We start from the raw sequence: 17,159 nt of genomic DNA on the forward strand, positions 1-17,159 counted from the left end.
TCGGACAAGAACACGCGCAAAAGAGGAATGGCCACATGAATTGGGTATCGATCGGCACGCTCTCGGACATTCCGCGTCGCGGCGCGCGCTGCGTCGCCACGCCGGAAGGAAAGATCGCCGTCTTTCGCACGGCCGACGATCAGGTCTTTGCCATCGACGACCATTGCCCGCACAAAGGTGGGCCGCTCAGCCAGGGCATCGTCCATGGCACGGCGGTGACCTGTCCCTTGCACAATTGGGTGATCTCGCTGGAGACAGGCAAGGCGCTCGGCGCGGACGAGGGCGCGGTGCGCACCATTGCGGTGCGGATCGACGGCGAGCGGCTGTTCATTGCGCTGGAAGCGCTGGCCAGCCGCGCGGCGTGAACCATGCAGATTGATGAAGCGCGCGAGGTGAGGACCACCTGCCCCTATTGCGGGGTGGGTTGCGGCGTGCTGGCGAAGGTCGCCGCGGACGGTGAAATAACCGTTCGCGGCGACCCGGACCACCCGGCGAATTTCGGCCGGCTCTGCTCCAAAGGCTCGGCGCTGGCTGAGACCATCGATCTCGACGGCAGGTTGCTATACCCGGAGATCCACGGTCGCCGCACCGACTGGGACGAAGCGCTCGACCTTGTCGCTTCGACCTTCTCGCAAACCATTGCCGAACACGGCCCTGGTTCGGTCGCCTTTTATGTTTCCGGCCAGTTGCTGACCGAGGACTATTACGTCGCCAACAAGCTGATGAAAGGCTTTATCGGCTCGGCCAATATCGACACCAATTCGCGCCTGTGCATGGCCTCGTCGGTCGCCGGCCACCGCCGCGCCTTTGGCTCGGACACCGTTCCGGGAAATTACGAGGATCTGGAACTTGCCGACCTGATCGTGCTGGTCGGCTCCAATCTCGCCTGGTGCCATCCTGTACTCTACCAGCGCATTGCCGCCGCCCGGGAAAAGCGGCCCGAGATGAAGGTGGTGCTGATCGATCCTCGCCGCACCATGACCTCAGACATCGCCGACATGCATCTGGCGATCGCGCCCGATGGTGACGTCGCTTTGTTCACCGGCCTGCTCGCCTATCTCGGCCAGCACAACGCGCTGGACCGCACCTATATCACGGCGCACACGACCGGCTTCGGGCAAGCGCTTTTCGCCGCCTCGGCGCTCGATCTTGCCGGCATCGCGGCTGCCACGGGTCTCAGTGAGGACGAACTGGCCCGCTTCTACAGCCTGTTCGCCGCGACGGCGAAGACGGTGACCGTCTACAGCCAAGGCGTGAACCAGTCGTCTTCGGGCACCGACAAGGTCAACGCCATCATCAACTGCCATCTGGCCACCGGCCGCATAGGCCAGCCCGGCGCCGGGCCGTTCTCGGTGACCGGCCAGCCCAACGCCATGGGCGGCCGTGAGGTCGGCGGCATGGCCAACATGCTGGCCGCCCACATGGAGATCGAAAACCCCGAGCACCGCGAACGCGTGCAGCGCTTCTGGAATGCCCCAACCGCCGCCGAAAAACCCGGCCTGAAAGCGGTCGAGATGTTCCAAGCGGTGGCCGACGGACGCATCAAGGCGCTGTGGATCATGGCCACCAACCCCGTCGATTCGATGCCGGACGCCGATGCCGTCGAGGCGGCGATCAAGGCCTGCCCGTTTGTCGTGGTGTCGGACGTGCTGGCCAAGACCGACACGGTCCGCCACGCCCATGTCCGGCTGCCGGCCACCGCATGGGGCGAAAAGGATGGCACCGTCACCAATTCGGAGCGCCGCATCTCGCGCCAGCGAGCCTTTTTGGCCACGCCTGGTGAGGCAAGGCCAGATTGGTGGATCATCGCTGAAGTCGCCAAGCGGATGGGCTTCGGCGAGGCTTTTTCGCATGTGTCGCCGGCCGACATCTTCGCCGAGCATGCCGCGTTGTCGACATTCGAGAATGACGGGGCACGCGATTTCGACATCGGCGCCTACGCCGGGATCGATGCAGGGACGTATGAGGAGTTGGCGCCATTCCAATGGCCAGCGCCGAGCCAGGGAACCCCCCTCTGGCCTGGCGGCCATCTCCCTCTCAAGGGGGGAGATTGGATGTCGCCACCGGTTTCGCCAATCGTTGCCATTGCTGAAAAGGCGGTGCCGGCAAAACTGTCAATCTCCCCCCTTGAGGGGGAGGTGGCCGGCAGGCCAGAGGGGCGCGCGCGGCGCCAGCTGGAGGACAAAAGCACCCGCTTCTTCGCCAACGGCAATTTCTACACACCCGACGGCAAGGCACGCTTCATTGCCATCCGCCCAGCCGCACAAACCCGCACCAGCCCGGACTTCCCGCTGGTGCTCAACACCGGGCGCGTGCGCGACCATTGGCACACCATGACGCGGACCGGCAAGAGCCCGCGCTTGTCGCAGCACATGGCCGAACCGTTCGTCGAAATCCACCCGTCGGATGCGCAGCACTTCGGCATCGGCGATGCCGAGATCGTCCGCGTCTCGACTGCCCATGGCGAGGTGCTGGTCCGCGCCTTGGTGACGGTGCGCCAACGCCAAGGCTCTGTATTCGTTCCGATGCACTGGACCGATCAGTTCTCCGGCCGCGCGCGCGTCGATGCACTGGTCGCGCCGACGACCGATGCGATTTCAGGCCAACCGGCCTCGAAGAATGTTGCCGCCCGCATCGAGCGGTTCGCCGCCACAGCCTTCGGCTTCGCCGTGCTTGCCGAACGGCCCGCATCGATCGACGCCGATTACTGGAGCCTCGCCCGCGGCCCCGCCGGCTGGCGGCTTGAAATTGCGCTGCAGGACAGCCGCGACTGGACCGGGTTTGCCGCCGCGCTATTAGGCATGGAAGGCGAGACGCTCGCCTATCACGACATCGCCGGCGGGCACCATCGCTTCGCCCGTTTCGCAGGCAATAGGCTGGTCGGCGCGCTCTATCTTGCGCCAACCCCGGTGGCGGTGTCGCGCGGCTGGGCAGTCGAACAACTTGGCGCTGACCATGCCAATCGGCAGGCGCGGCTGGCGATTGTCGCCGGGCGGCCGGGCGGCAACAGCGTCGACCGCGGTGCCATCGTCTGCGCCTGTTTCGGGGTTGGTGCCAACCAGATCGCGGAAGCGGTACGCGGCGGCTGTACCAGCGTCGCGGCAATCGGCGCCGCCCTTCACGCCGGCACCAATTGCGGCTCTTGCCGCGCCGAGATCAAGACCATTATCGACGGGCGGCGTCTGCAAGCTGCGGAGTGAATGCGCCGAGAAACTCTGCCGTGCCGCTGCATGATGCTTACTAGCAATTTACAAACCATGGGCTACCAACGTTCTGACTTCGATTCGCTCGCAACGGGAGCCTCATGAGCAAAGCCCTGACCTCATTCGCGCTTGCCGCCGCGCTGACGGCCTTGCTGATGGCGCTCAGCCTGATGGTGGCCAGGCATGGCTATCCCTATGGCGCGATCGGTGCCAAGCGCTTGAGCGACATCGCCGATGCGGGGACGTTCATTCCGCTCGCGGCGATGTATTTTTTCAGCGCACTGCTGATGATGGTTCTGCCGATCAGGCTCGCTGGCATCGTCCTGACACATGCCGCCGATGCGATCTTCTGGACGGTCATCTTGTTGTTTGCGGTCATCGTTGGATGTCTCGCCGCGAGATTTGCTTTCGGTCAGCGCGATGTGCTCCCGGCACTGCTGAACTGGCGGTTCCTGTTTGTCGCAGCCGTCGTCGGATGCCATCTCTTCATCAACGAGCTGCGCCGGAACATCCTGTTGCGAAGCCTGTTCTTCGTCGTCTTCGCCGCAGCGACACTGGCCTGCCTGTTTTGGTCCTTCACCATCTGAGCATGTGCGACCCGTCGGGCAGACGGCCTAATTCTTGTCGACCGGCTTCGAACGCATTCGCGAAACGGTCTCACGCTCGGCCCGCTTCGAACGCATCGGCGGCAGGCCGCGGTCGACCAGGTCCATGTCTTCCAGCACCATGTCGCCCATCCGCTTGAAAGCGATGTCGAGCGCACCGGCCCGGTGGGCGGAGCGCAGGAACCCCGGCAATGTGCGGACCGGGTGATCCTGGGCAAGCGGCTCCTCAGGAAAAACATCGCTGGCGGCGACGATATGGCCGCTGCGGACGACGTCAATCAGTGCCGGGAAATCGACCACGCCGGCTCGGCTGAGCAGGATGAAAGCGGCTCCCTTGCGCATCCTGGCAAACGCCTCGGCGCCGAGGAAGCCCTGGTTTTCGCTAGTCACCGAAGCGACAACGAAGACGAAATCGCTGTTCGACAGAACGTCGTCGAGAGAGGCGGGCTCGACGCCGTTTTCGATCAGGATCGACGGCGGCAGCCACGGGTCGAAGACTTTTGTCCGCGTGCGAAAGCCTGACAGCAACCGGTTGAGCGCACGGCCAAGATCGCCGAAGCCGATAATGCCGACATCCGCGCCGGAAAGAAGCCGCGCCGCCCGGTTGCCGTCGCCGCCCCACAGCTCCTTGCCCTGTCGAAAGGCGAGGTCGGCGTCGACGATGCCGCGGGCGAGGTTGAGCGCCATGGCAAGGCCGAGCTCGGCCACCGGTTCGGCAAACACCAGCCCGGTGGTGACGACATGGATGCCGCGCGAAAACAGCGTCTCGTAGGGCATGTTGTTGATGAGGTTGCTCTCGACATTGAAGATGCAGCGCAGCGCCTTCATTCTTTCCAGCGTCTCCGGCACGATAGGTGGCTGGCCGACGATGTAGCGCGCCTCGGCAAGGATATCGGCCGGCAGCGCCGCCACCGCTTCGGGCGATATTTCGACGATGCGGTATTTCGATCGAAATTTCGCCAGCGCAGCCGGCGTGAAGATCAGGTCGAGCGTGCGCGGTTCGGGTGCGCTGATCACCAGCGGTAAGGCGCTGTCGGACATGATGATTTCCTCCCGTGCGATCCGCGTCGCACCACACTAGAATCGTCTTCCCCGCCCTGACACCTATCACATGCCTGTCGAGGAGGAGAAGTTTGCCTGCCTTCGGCCTTGCGGTGCGGCGGTCGGTGGTCCAGATAGACGGCGATCGAAGGACGACAAGGAAGACAGCGACATGATCCCGTTTCGAAAGAACCTCATCGATGGAGAGTGGGTAGGCGATGCCGGCTCCCGTAACATCAACCCGTCCAATCTCGACGACGTGGTCGGCGAATATGCATCGGGAGGCGCCGAGCACGCCCGGCAGGCCATCGCGGCGGCGAACGCGGCATTTCCGGCGTGGTCCCGATCGGGCCTGCTGGCCCGCCATGCGGTGCTGAGGAAGGCGTCGGACGAGATCACCGCGCGGAAAGATGAAATCGGCCGGGCGTTGGCGCGCGAGGAAGGCAAGACGCTGGTCGAGGGCATCGGCGAGACTGTTCGCGCCGCCCAGATATTCGACTTCTTCGCCGGCGAGACGCTGCGCCTGTCGGGCGAGCTGGTGCCGAGCGTGCGGCCCGGCGTCGGCGTCGAGATCACCCGTGAAGCGGTCGGCGTCGTCGGCATCATCACGCCGTGGAATTTTCCGATCGCCATTCCGGCTTGGAAAATCGCTCCGGCGCTGGCCTACGGCAACACCATCGTCTTCAAGCCGGCGGAACTCGTTCCGGAGAGCGCCTGGACTATTGTCGACATCCTGCACCGCGCCGGGCTGCCCAAGGGTGTGCTCAACCTGGTGATGGGCAAAGGTTCGGTGGTCGGCCAGGCCATGCTCGACAGTCCTGACCTCAACGCGATCACCTTCACCGGATCGGTCGGCACCGGCAAGCGCGTCGCCGCCGCCAGCGTCGAGCACATGCGCAAGTTTCAGCTCGAAATGGGCGGCAAGAACCCGCTTGTCGTGCTCGACGATGCCGACCTTGCCGTCGCTGTCGACTGCGCCATCAACGGTGCCTACTTCTCGACCGGCCAGCGCTGCACGGCGTCGTCCCGGCTGGTGGTGACGGACGGCATTCACGACCGCTTCGTCGAGGCGCTCAAGGACCGCATGGCCAAGTTGGTCGTCGGCGACGCTCTCGATGCCAAGACCCAGATCGGGCCGGTTGTCGACCAGAGCCAGTTGAAACAGGACGAGGACTATATCGCCATCGGACGTCAGGAAGGTGCCGATCTCGCCTTCGGCGGCGAGCGGCTCGATCGTAAAACCCGCGGCTTCTATTTGCAGCCGGCGCTGTTCACCGAAACCACCAACGCCATGCGCATCTCGCGCGAGGAGATTTTCGGACCGGTCGCCAACGTCATCCGCGTCAAGGATTATGACGAGGCGCTGGCGGTGGCCAACGACACGCCGTTCGGCCTGACCTCCGGCATCTGCACCTCGAGCCTCAAGCATGCCACGCACTTCAAGCGCAATTCGGAAGCCGGCATGGTCATGGTCAATCTGCCGACGGCGGGCGTCGACTTCCACGTGCCTTTCGGCGGGCGCAAGGGATCGAGCTACGGCCCGCGCGAGCAGGGCCGCTATGCCGCAGAGTTCTACACCACGGTGAAGACCGCTTACACGTTTGCCGGCTAAGAAAAGGCGGCAGACCAGCCAGGCAGCGAGCAAGTCGATGGCATCTGAGAATACGGACCTGACCTGGCTCAATCCGCCGCCGCACCACGCCTTCGGCAACAATACGGTGCATGTACGGACCGGCGAGGAGACCGACTTCTGGCGCGAGACGTTCTACGGCTTCTGGCGCGACAATGGCCATTTCCTCTATCGTGAGGTCGAGGGCGATTTCAGCGCCGAAGTCACGGTCAAGGGGCACTATGAGGTGCTTTACGATCAGGCCGGGCTTATGGTCCGCCTGAGCGAGACGCACTGGATCAAGGCCGGCATCGAATACACCGACGGGCTGATGTATTTTTCCGTCGTCGTCACCAACGATGCCTCCGACTGGTCGCTGGCCAGCATACCGGCCGATCCGGACGGGGTCAGGATCCGCCTGACCCGCCATGCCGAGACGGTCCGCGTCCAGTATCGCGACGCATTCGACAAGCACTGGAAACCGGTGCGGCTTGCCTATTTCCCCCCGTCGAAAACGGTCGATGTCGGCATGATGTGCTGTTCGCCGCAGCGCGAGGGCTTCGAGGTGACATTCAGCGATTTTTCGATCGGCCCGCCGATCTCGCGAGAGCTTCACGACTAAGGCGCCGCGATCCGGTCGGGCGGTTTGCGTCCGGCCTGCCTCAGTAGGTCGCCCGGCCGCCGGAGACGTCGAAGACGGCAGCCGTCGTGAACGAGCATTCCTCGGACGCGATCCAGCAAATCAGCGCCGCCACCTCATCGACCTCGCCGAACCGCGCCATCGGTATTTTGGACAGCATGAAGTCGATGTGCTGCTGGCTCATCTGCTGGAAGATCGCGGTGCGCACGGCCGCCGGCGTGACGCAGTTCACCGTTACTTTGGTCTTGGCCAGTTCCTTGCCGAGCGATTTGGTCATGCCGATCACCGCCGCCTTGGAGGTGCTGTAGGCCGAGGCGTTCGGGTTACCTTCCTTGCCGGCAATCGAGGCGATGTTGATGATTCTGCCGTAATTGCGTTCGAGCATATGCGGGACCAGCGCCTTGTTGCAGAAGAAGACGCCGTTGATGTTGATGTCGATGACCCGGCGCCAATCCTCTACGGAATACTCCCAGGTCGTCATGTTCGGTCCGGTGATGGCAGCACTGGTGACAAGGACATCGACTGCGCCAAGCGCTTCGATCGTCTCTCCGGCGGCGGCTTCGACGGCTAGGGGGTCGGCAACATCGAGGGTCACGCTGTGCAGGCCTGGAACAATGGCCTTGGCCTGCTCGATCTGGGCGGCATCGCGATCCCATACCGAAACACGCCCGCCTTCGTCAGTGATCCTTTGCGCGACGGCCAGGCCGATGCCTGAGGCGCCGCCGGTGATAACGGCAGATCGTCCGGCAAATCGTCCCGCGAAACTCATCGGCATGTGGTCTTCCTCCCAATTGGCGGCGAATGTGAAGTCAACGGCGGACAAGTTCAAGCGCGGACTTGCAACCTCAGAACAGCTTATGATGGGCCAGCACCGGTCAATTGTACGGCACTGCTTCTGGCCAAATCGTCTCGCCCGGTATGGAGAGCCCGATACGGAGAGAACGGCTGGAACGACGCGCCCGGTTGGCATCCGGGTGACAGGCGGCGCCGGATGGGTTATATTGCACTGCACAATGCGAGCGCCTGCAGGCGAGGCTCCCATCGATCCGACGGATCGGCCCACGAGCGGCCCATGAAATCGGCATTGAGCTGCAAGGACGGAAAACCGCTATCGAGATGAAGATTCCAAAATCTCTGTTGATCGATCCGGACAAGAACACGGTCTATGGCAGCTTTGCCGTTGCCGTCTCGATCTGGGCGTTTTCCTACTCGACCATTTTCGGCCAGGCCATGATCCTGGCCTACTATGCAGTCTGGCTACCGCTCATCCTGGTCGACTACCGCAAGATATTAAGGCACGGCTCCAGCGCCTGGCTTCCGCTGGCCTTTGCAACCTATGTCTGCTTCTCGGTGTTCTGGTCGGCGGCTCCCGGCACCACGGCAAGAACGGCCGTCCAATATTGCTCCCATATCGCCTGCGCCTACATTGCCGCGCGCACCGTCAGCGTCCGGACCTTGACCATAGGCGCCCTGATCGGGATTTTCGTCGTCCTGCTCTACTCGCTCAAGGTCGCGAGCTATTCCTACGATGTTCTCGATGGGACGTATAATTTCGTCGGCGCGTTCAGCTCCAAGAACCAGATCGGCTTTGTCGCATCGCTTGGCATCTATTTCTGCGTTGTCTACCTGGCCTTTCTCAGGCGCGGCCGGATAAGCTGTTTGTTGATCGTACCGATTGTCCTTCTATCGGGCTATCTGCTGGTGGTGTCGCATTCCGCCACTTCGATGGCATCTACCCCCGCGGTTCTCGCTCTTGTCGCCCTGCTTTCCATCGGCAAGCTGCTTTCGCTCCGCCATCGCCGGGTAATTTTCATAATCGGTGCGGGCGGGCTGGTCTCCTGCACCGTGATTGCGCTGAATCTCGGGCTGATGGACTTTGTCCTTGGCCTTTTCGGCAAGGATTCGACGCTCACCGGACGAACCTACCTCTGGCAACAGGGCTGGAATGCCGCGCAGCAATCGCCCATCCTCGGCGTCGGCTACGCGGCTTATTGGGTGCAGGGCTTCTCCGAGGCCGAGCGGCTGTGGAACGAATTCTATATCGCCGCGCGAAGCGGCTTCCACTTCCACAACACCTACATCGAGACCCTGGTGGAACTCGGCTTCGTCGGCGCGACACTGCTTTCGCTGATCATCCTGCGCACGCTCTGGGGTCACGTCTCGGCGCTGATATTCAGGACATGGCAAGCCGACTCCGTGATTCTTGCCGGCGTCATGGTGCTTCTGTTCATCCGATCCTTCGTCGAGGTCGAGACCCTCAATCCCTACATCATGGGATCGTTCCTGCTGTACTACAGCTACTTCAAGCTGGTGAGGGTGCCGGCCGTCGCTCCTTCCCGGTGGAGCGCCGTGAACCATCTTGAGGAACCGGACGCCGTGCGAGGCTAGAGCGGGCGGATCCAGGCGGTTCGTTGCCCGAAGGCCGCCTTGTTTTCTGACCCATAAGATCCCAAACGCAAAAACCCCGCAGACCGCTGCCTGCGGGGTTGGTGCTTTGCTCCGGTGGAAAGAAGCTACTGGATGGCCAGGGGCGCCGGTTTGACCTTGATCACGTCCCCTGGCAGCACCGGCGTGTCTTCATCGGCGGTGATTTCGCTGGTCTTGCCGTCGACCACCCGCACCAGGGAAAATGATAAGGCCGCTGGTTCGTTGTTGCCGTAGAATTGCGGCATGGGGCTGCCCGACAAGGCTTCGGACATCAAGGCCTTTTCCATATTCAGCTTCAGCGTCACCTCGTTGAGATCGGCTTCCGTCTGTTGCCGGTCGGTCGCGAGGCTGGAGTTCTGGGTATTCTCGAGATCGATGGCGTCCTGGGTGGCCTTGCTGATCGACTGCTTGGCCGTGAGAATCGCCGTTTCGTAATCCAGGATCTGGCCCTCGAGATCGGCGATGGTTTGCTGCGAGTTCAAAACCCGCGTGTTGACGACCAGGCCCTTTTGCGCCAGCGAGCCGATGCCGTTGAGCTGCTCCTTCGCCAGATCAACCTGCTTCTGCTGGTTGACGATCTTTTTCTGCAGCGAATCGATCTCGCTCTGCAGCAGCGCCTTCAAATCGTCGAGCGCCTGCAAGCGCAGCTTGAGTTTCTTCTGGTCGGCCGCCAGGATCGCCGTCTCATCGGCAACGATGCTGGGCAGCTTCGGATCGTCGGCCACCTCTTTCGGCACCGCGAATGCCGGCTTGTCCGCCAGTTCCGCTTCGATGCGGGCGCGCTTGACGGTCAGCCTGACCAATTGGTCTTGTAATACGTCGAAATTGCCCTTCGCATTGATCAGGTCGCGGTCGTAGCGCTGCCCGCTCTCCGGGTTCCGCCGGGCTCCGCCGGCAATGCTCATCGCTTTCAGCACGGACAACCCAGGCACACAAGGATACTGGCCGGGCGATTGCACCTCGCCGGAGATGTAGAATGGCCGGTACTGTGCCATTTCGACGGAAGCCTCCGGCTTGTCGGCCAGAGCGAGCTTGCGCTGCAGCGCCTCGCCGAGCGATGCGGCGATCTCCGAAGTCGTCTTGCCGGATGCGGGCATCTCGCCGACGAAGGGAACCGACAAGGTTCCAGCGGGCCCGACCGTGTATTCTCCATTGATGGCCGACCAGTCACGGAACGTGCCTTCGACGGTCTGCCATTCCGCCACGCGAATGGTCAGCTTGTCCTGTGCTCCTAGGCGATAGTCGTCGGCGAAGGCAAACTGTGGCAAGGCGAGCGACAGCGTCAGGCCGGTCGCCATTGTAAGGCAAGTCGTCAAAAGCCGTACTCGCCGCATGCGTCTGGAGAGAATACCGGTGCAAAAAATATCGATTGTATCTGCTTTCAACTGAGCGTTTCCGATCTGGTTTGCCCCGCCCGATGAGCTGCCGATGCCTGAGTTAGGGGCCTGAGTTCCAGGCCCGAATTCTGGACAGTCGCTCCTCGATGCACGGCCAGCAAGCGGCCGTCAGTAGCAGCCTCGCGACATCCAGACCGCGGGTACGGTCTTGATGATGATGCGGATGTCTTCGAACATCGACCAGTTCTCGACATAGTGCCTGTCGAATGCGACGCGGCTGTCATACGAAACATCGTTGCGTCCGCTGACCTGCCACAGCCCTGTCAGGCCGGGGCGCGATTTAAGATAATAGACGGCCGAATTGCCATAAATCTCCAGCTCATCGCGCACCACGGGACGAGGCCCGACCAGGCTCATATCCCCCTGCAGGATGTTGATGATCTGCGGCAACTCATCGAGGCTGAGCTTCCTCAGCACCGCTCCGACGCGCGTGATCCGCGGGTCGTTCTTCAACTTGCGGGTCGCTATCCATTCGGCGTTGGCCTCCGGATTCGCGGCGAGATAGGCAGCAAGCACCCGCTCGCCGTCTGGAACCATGGTGCGGAACTTGAGGCACGGAAAAATCCGTCCTCCGCGGCCGATCCGGCTGTGACCATAGAAAATCGGCCCGCCATCGGAAAACCTGACAAGCAGCGCTATCATCACGAACAGCGGGCTGAGAGCGACCAGGCCGATCAGCGAACCGACAATATCGAAGCTGCGTTTGAGCAGGCCGCCAATCGGTGGCGGAAAATCGACGCCGGCCTGCGAAAAATCCGCATCGGCCGGCTTGGCTACGTCCCTCATGCGTAAACTCCATACGTTGAACGGATGGTTTACCGCACGATACCAAAAAAATGTTGCAGCGCAACACACAATTTCCCAGACGGCTGTAATAGTCGCGTCATGAACTGACTAAATAATAAACTCGTCCTGCACAAAATTTCGCCTTTATGTCGCAAAAGAGACAGATTATGGGCAATTTTGGAAAAACTAGTCCTATTTTGGGGCTGATTTTAGGCGAATCGCTCTTTATACCCTCCTGTGGAGCTTTGCCGTCATTTAGAATTTCAAGATAATGACTGATGTTATGCTGAAATACTATTCAATATTATAAATCTTACTGGAGTGAGTCGATATCCGGCAATCAGTGGTGATGCCGACGTGTGCGTTGCACCATGGCAGAGTCGATCCCGAGGATTCGTTTAAAATTTATTGCGCAGCTGCCCTTGCCGCCTATTGCGCGGCTCAATAGAGTTGCAAATTGTTTCTGTCGGACTATGGACAGATTGGGCTAGGCCGGAAGCAACCGGCCAGAAGCGGGCAACCTAAATAAGCTCGCAGAGTTTAAGGGAGGTGCTCGGGGTGGGCTTGTCGACATTTTTTCCCGAGCCGGTTGATGGGCTATCGGGTATGTCACTGCCAAAGTTCATTATCGGAATGTGTTTTGCGCTGGCGATCGTGATCGTCTGGTCCTATTTAGGCGGCGCCTCGCTCGGTACGACGCTGTTTCGTGTCATCGGCTGCGCTATAGTCATCCAACTGGGTTATTTTCTGCTGGTCTTTGCCATGGTTGCCAGAAATGCCCCGACCCCGGCCGACAAAATCCGCGACGCTGAACGAAAGCTGAGTTCGAACGAAGCGGCCGAAGCCGAGAAACTCAGCGCCAGGAGAGGCCTTCACTGATTTCGGGCCTGGCCGCGGTCTGCGATGTCCATGTGACCTGTGGTCAAGCTCGCCGGTCCCCTGACGAATTGCTCACCTCAACGACACGGGCAGTCGGCATTCCTGTTCTTTCAATTCCTTGACACTGCGGGCCTCGACGCGCTCGCTCCGCCCCGCCGCCGTCCGGTCGGCGAGGATCAGCAACTGGTTTCTGCCAGTTGAGCGCTCTGATGGAGCGTGTAGGAACGGCTCTGCCAAGCGGCGCATTTCTGGAGCCATCCCGATTGAGGCTCGCCGCCTGCCCAACCGGGCCATGACACCCAGCAAAATGAAAAACTGGACGGCGCCGATGATTTTGGCGATGCTTGCTTCGCACTTGCAGCATAGGCGTTTGGGCCGATGCATTTCAGGATGGGCGGTGGGGCATTGAGCGGACGGGGCGAGGAAATCCGCAACGGCTTCTGCAACCGAGAGGCATGTCTATGACATCATTCCAGGTCTGCGTGATCATCGCCGCCCGCAATGCGGCGCGGACAATCCCGGCTGCCATTGCATCGGCATTACGCGAGCCTGAGGTTGCGGAGGTTGTCGTCGTCGACGACGCGTCCACCGACGATACCGCGAAAGTCGCCCACGCGGCCGGCGACGGCACGGGCCGTCTTTCCGTCATCCGCTTCGACGCCAATCGCGGCCCATCCTTTGCACGCAACGCCGCGATTGCCGGTTCCAGGTCGCCGTTCATCAGCATTCTGGACGCTGATGATTTCTTTTTCGAAGGCAGGTTTCACAGACTGTTCGCCAGCACCGATTGGGATTTCGCCGCAGACAACATCATGCTTGTCAGGGATGACGCGGCAACCGACGTTTCGAAAATCGTGGCTCCACCGTTCTCGCCCGAGCCGGAATTCCTCGATTTCGAGGGTTTCATCGACGCCAACATCTCCAGGCGCCGTGTGCAACGAGGGGAACTGGGGTTCCTCAAACCCGTGATCAGCCGCGCCTTCCTCGATCGGCATGGGCTGCGCTACGACGAGAAGCTGCGCCTGGGTGAAGACTATGAACTCTATGCGCGCGCGGTTGCCCTTGGCGCGCGCTTCAAGGTCATCAAATCCTGTGGCTACGGCGCGATCGTGCGCGCCGATTCGCTGAGCGGACGGCACAAGACCCAGGACCTGAAGCATCTGGCCGATGCCGACCTGGCACTGCTTGCGATCGACAGTTTGCCGGAGGCATCGAAGGCTGCGCTGAGAAGGCACGAGCGGCACATCCGCGACAAATACCGGTTGCGGAAGTTTTTAGACGTGAAGGCTGAGCGCGGGTTGGCACCGGCCGCGGCCTACGCCTTGGCCGGCTCGTCCAACCTCACAGCCGTCGTCCGCGGCGTTGCCTCCGACAAGCTGGATGCGCTGTTTCGCCGCGCTGGTCTCGCTGCGAAGCGTCAGCATGTGCCGCCGCTGCGCTTCCTCATGGCCGGAACCAGCACGGCCAACGAAAGCTAGGCACGTCAACGTGCGATGGCGGTAGCCACTCCCTTACCCTTCGGTCGGCTCGCACCATTTCAACGAGATTCATGAGTTTACGATCTAGGTGGTTGCCTATGCGCGCAGGGAATGGCAATCTATGTTGCGGTGCAGCAATTTTGGACGGCCAACCGAACTGGCCCGAGACATACCCTGTCGGAGGAGCTGGACGATGCAAGAAATGTCTTTTGAATGTGGACGGGCACTAAGGCCGTTCACCAGCTCGACGATGATGGGGCGCTGACTGCATGGCCTCGATCTTTCGCTTCCGGTCGAGAGATCCGGCGCGCGACACGCAGACCGACACCTCGCGCCTTGATCGGTTGGCAAAGCTGCTGGACCAGATCTCGGCCGAAGTCGAGGCGGAGAAGAGCGGCCTTGAGAACCGCTACAGGACAACGGCTACCAATGCCGCCTTTCTGGTTGAGGCGATGGAGAACGGAACGGTCTCCTCTCGCAGGTCTTCCGAAGTCGGCGAACTGACCAGGTCGATCCTGAATTGCGAGCGGCGCATCGCAGCGCTGTCGCGCCAGATGCAGAAGATGAAGGATCTCCGTCATTCGCTGGATGAAATCTTCGAAGAGAAGCGGCAGAACGGTCCCGACATAAGGACCGATTTTGTGAAGCCCGCCGATTCCGGCACAGGCTGAGCGAACACCCGGGTCGGCGCAATGGTTTTAGGCACAACACGGAGCTTGGGAGCGACAGAGGTCAAGATCAGGTTGTTTCGTCACGGTTCGAACGATCGCTTTGGGGGCGCACAGCACAAGGTGAGTTTGATATGAACGCAGATCTTAAAAGCACGCCCGCCCCGGCAACCCGAGGCACCCCGTTCACGCGCCCGATCCCAGGCAAGCTGCGGCGGCTCCGTTCAGACGGCGCGTTTCTGCTGGTCGTTCTCGGCAGTCTGGTTGCGGGCCTGGTGCCCGCCGGCGCGCAGGATCTCCCAACCGCGCCGTCCTTTGTCGATGATTTCACCAGCCTCAGTCGCGCGCGCTGGTACATTTCCGACGGCTGGACGAACGGCAAGCATCAGAACTGCACCTGGTCCAAAAGCCTGATCGGGCTTTCCGACGGCATGCTGACGCTCGGTTTCGAGAAGCGCAAGCTGAAGGATCGCGAATTCGCCTGCGCCGAGATCCAGACCAAGCAGCGCTTCGGCTACGGCACCTACGAGGCGCGGATGAAGACCGACACGGGCTCTGGCGTCAACGCGGCATTCTTCAGCTTCGTCGGCGATGCCGACAAGCAGCCGCATGATGAAATCGACTTCGAGGTGCTGACCAAGGACACGTCCAAGGTCCAGGTCAATGCCTACATAGCCGGCAAAGGCAAGAACGAGAAACTGGTCGACGTCGCCGGCGGCACCGACAAGGCCTTCAACGACTACGCCTTCGTCTGGGAAAAGGACCGGCTGCGCTGGTACGTCAACGGCAAGCTTGTCCACGAGATCACCGATCCGGCGAAGCTGCCCACCCATTCGCAAAGGATCTATTTCAGCCTGTGGGGCAGCGATACGATGAAGGGCTGGATGGGGCCGTTCTCGGATCCGGGCCGCAAGCTCACCATGCAGGTGGATCGTGTTGCATTCACCGCACTTGGCCAGCCCTGCCAATTCCCCGAATCGCTGGCATGCAACACAAACTAGAAGCGCATCTGAACCGGCCGGGCCGAAGGTGGTCGGAAAACCGAAGCTCGAACAGGCCCGAAGCCTTGAAAAGGGATGAAACCGAATGAATTTGACTGTCTTTGGAATCGGCTATGTCGGTCTTGTACAGGCGGCGGTGCTTGCCGAAGTCGGCCATCAGGTGGTCTGCGTCGACATCGATGCAAAAAAGGTCGAGCGGCTCAACCAGGGTCATGTCCCGATCTTCGAGCCTGGGCTCGAAAACATCGTCAAGGAGAACCATGCCGCCGGCCGCATCAAGTTCACCACCGACGCCGCCGCGGCGATCAAGCATGGCCAGATCCAGATGATCGCCGTCGGCACGCCGCCGGGCGAGGATGGTTCGGCCGACCTCAAATATGTGCTGGCCGTCGCCGAGGCCATCGGTCGTGAGATGGACGAGCCCAAGATCGTCGTCGGCAAGTCGACCGTGCCCGTCGGCACCTGCGAAAGGATAAAGGCCAGGATCGCCGCAACGCTGAAGGCGCGCGGGCGCGAGGATCTGGCTTTCGACGTCGCCTCCAATCCGGAATTCCTCAAGGAAGGGTCCGCTGTGAGCGACTGTATGAAGCCCGACCGCATCATCGTCGGCACCAGCAACGAGGACACCGAGGCGGTGATGCGCGAACTCTACGCGCCGTTCAACCGCAACCACGAAAAGATGATCGTCATGGATGTGCGCAGTGCCGAGTTCACCAAATACGCGGCCAATTGCATGCTGGCGACCAAGATCAGCTTCATGAATGAAATGGCCAACCTGGCCGAGCAACTGGGCGCCGACATCGAGGAAGTCCGCAAGGGCATCGGCAGCGACCCGCGGATCGGCTACCACTTCATCTATCCGGGCCTCGGCTATGGCGGCTCGTGTTTCCCGAAGGATGTGCGTGCCCTGATCAAGACCGCCGAGGCCGTCAAGTTCGACGCCAAGCTGCTGCGTGCCGTCGAGGAGCGCAACAACCAGCAGAAGTCGGTCCTGTTCGAGAAGGTGGACCGCTATTTCAAGGGCAATCTCAAAGGCAAGACATTTGCGCTGTGGGGCTTGGCCTTCAAACCCAATACCGACGACATGCGCGAGGCCCCGGCCCGCACGCTGATGGAAGCGCTCTGGGCCGCCGGTGCCAATGTCCAGGCCTACGATCCCGAGGCGATGCAGGAATGCCAGGCGATCTACGGGCTGCGCGACGACCTGCAACTGTGCGGCACCAAGGAGGCCGCGCTGCGAGGCGCCGATGCGCTCTTGATCGTGACCGAGTGGAAAAGCTTCAGCGCGCCGTCTTTCGATGCGCTGAAGAACGCGCTGACCACGCCCGTTATCTTCGACGGACGCAATCTCTACGACCCCAAGGTCATCGCCCGCCACGGCATCGAATACCACAGCATCGGCAGAATGGCGGCGTGACGCTAGGG

General features: G+C 61.5%; 15 protein-coding genes. 11 read left to right on the top strand and 4 right to left on the bottom strand.

Annotated features, from left to right (window positions below):
- Nucleotides 1-35: 35 nt before the first annotated feature.
- The 3 genes from nirD (at nt 36) to NKH33_RS10310 (ending at nt 3,790) form a co-directional block, all read left to right on the top strand.
- Entirely contained in the window at nt 36-365 is a 330-nt protein-coding gene (nirD, locus tag NKH33_RS10300) for a nitrite reductase small subunit NirD (protein ID WP_023676297.1), read from the top strand.
- A 3-nt stretch (nt 366-368) separates the two neighbouring features.
- Complete coding sequence (locus NKH33_RS10305) at nt 369-3,200, top strand: nitrate reductase (protein ID WP_352919271.1); 2,832 nt, start codon at nt 369-371, stop codon at nt 3,198-3,200.
- Between the two features lie 104 nt (nt 3,201-3,304).
- Entirely contained in the window at nt 3,305-3,790 is a 486-nt protein-coding gene (locus NKH33_RS10310; protein ID WP_352767260.1) for a hypothetical protein, read from the top strand.
- 27 nt (nt 3,791-3,817) lie between these two features.
- Here the strand turns inward: NKH33_RS10310 and NKH33_RS10315 are convergent, their stop codons facing one another.
- Nucleotides 3,818-4,849, bottom strand: coding sequence for a hydroxyacid dehydrogenase (locus NKH33_RS10315; RefSeq protein WP_352767258.1), 1,032 nt, complete (start codon nt 4,847-4,849; stop codon nt 3,818-3,820).
- 175 nt (nt 4,850-5,024) lie between these two features.
- On the opposite strand from NKH33_RS10315, the gene NKH33_RS10320 reads away from it, so the two are divergent.
- Nucleotides 5,025-6,461, top strand: a complete 1,437-nt coding sequence (locus NKH33_RS10320; protein ID WP_352919385.1) for an aldehyde dehydrogenase family protein — start codon at nt 5,025-5,027, stop codon at nt 6,459-6,461.
- Nucleotides 6,462-6,498: 37 nt separating this feature from the next.
- Nucleotides 6,499-7,080: a DUF1349 domain-containing protein gene (locus NKH33_RS10325; RefSeq protein WP_352540401.1), complete on the top strand. Its 582-nt coding sequence runs from the start codon at nt 6,499-6,501 to the stop codon at nt 7,078-7,080.
- 40 nt (nt 7,081-7,120) lie between these two features.
- Here NKH33_RS10325 and NKH33_RS10330 read toward each other — a convergent pair whose 3' ends face one another.
- A complete protein-coding gene (locus tag NKH33_RS10330) occupies nt 7,121-7,873 on the bottom strand; it encodes an SDR family NAD(P)-dependent oxidoreductase (RefSeq protein WP_352919275.1) in 753 nt (250 codons plus the stop codon).
- A gap of 341 nt (nt 7,874-8,214) precedes the next feature.
- Here NKH33_RS10330 and NKH33_RS10335 point away from each other — a divergent pair, with 341 nt between their 5' ends.
- Nucleotides 8,215-9,486, top strand: a complete 1,272-nt coding sequence (locus tag NKH33_RS10335) for an O-antigen ligase family protein (RefSeq protein WP_352919277.1) — start codon at nt 8,215-8,217, stop codon at nt 9,484-9,486.
- 125 nt (nt 9,487-9,611) lie between these two features.
- Here the strand turns inward: NKH33_RS10335 and NKH33_RS10340 are convergent, their stop codons facing one another.
- The gene (locus NKH33_RS10340; RefSeq protein ID WP_352540403.1) at nt 9,612-10,823 is read right to left on the bottom strand and encodes a polysaccharide biosynthesis/export family protein; all 1,212 of its coding nucleotides are present in this window, start codon (nt 10,821-10,823) and stop codon (nt 9,612-9,614) included.
- A gap of 207 nt (nt 10,824-11,030) precedes the next feature.
- Nucleotides 11,031-11,708 carry a sugar transferase gene (locus tag NKH33_RS10345; RefSeq protein ID WP_023676307.1) on the bottom strand — a complete coding sequence of 226 codons (678 nt, stop codon included), beginning with the start codon at nt 11,706-11,708 and terminating at the stop codon, nt 11,031-11,033.
- Between the two features lie 558 nt (nt 11,709-12,266).
- On the opposite strand from NKH33_RS10345, the gene NKH33_RS10350 reads away from it, so the two are divergent.
- From NKH33_RS10350 to NKH33_RS10370, 5 genes are all read left to right on the top strand, one after another.
- On the top strand, nt 12,267-12,587 hold the full coding sequence (locus NKH33_RS10350) for an exopolysaccharide production repressor protein (RefSeq protein WP_352469919.1): 321 nt from the start codon (nt 12,267-12,269) through the stop codon (nt 12,585-12,587).
- Nucleotides 12,588-13,042: 455 nt separating this feature from the next.
- Entirely contained in the window at nt 13,043-14,065 is a 1,023-nt protein-coding gene (locus NKH33_RS10355) for a glycosyltransferase family 2 protein (RefSeq protein ID WP_352469920.1), read from the top strand.
- A gap of 269 nt (nt 14,066-14,334) precedes the next feature.
- Nucleotides 14,335-14,736 carry a hypothetical protein gene (locus NKH33_RS10360; protein ID WP_352469921.1) on the top strand — a complete coding sequence of 134 codons (402 nt, stop codon included), beginning with the start codon at nt 14,335-14,337 and terminating at the stop codon, nt 14,734-14,736.
- 131 nt (nt 14,737-14,867) lie between these two features.
- Entirely contained in the window at nt 14,868-15,734 is an 867-nt protein-coding gene (gene exoK, locus NKH33_RS10365; protein ID WP_352767249.1) for an endo-1,3-1,4-beta-glycanase ExoK, read from the top strand.
- 85 nt (nt 15,735-15,819) lie between these two features.
- A complete protein-coding gene (locus NKH33_RS10370) occupies nt 15,820-17,151 on the top strand; it encodes a UDP-glucose dehydrogenase family protein (RefSeq protein ID WP_352469923.1) in 1,332 nt (443 codons plus the stop codon).
- Nucleotides 17,152-17,159: the final 8 nt, after the last annotated feature.

It is taken from the genome of Mesorhizobium sp. M1182, from assembly GCF_040318335.1.
Lineage (GTDB): Bacteria > Pseudomonadota > Alphaproteobacteria > Rhizobiales > Rhizobiaceae > Mesorhizobium.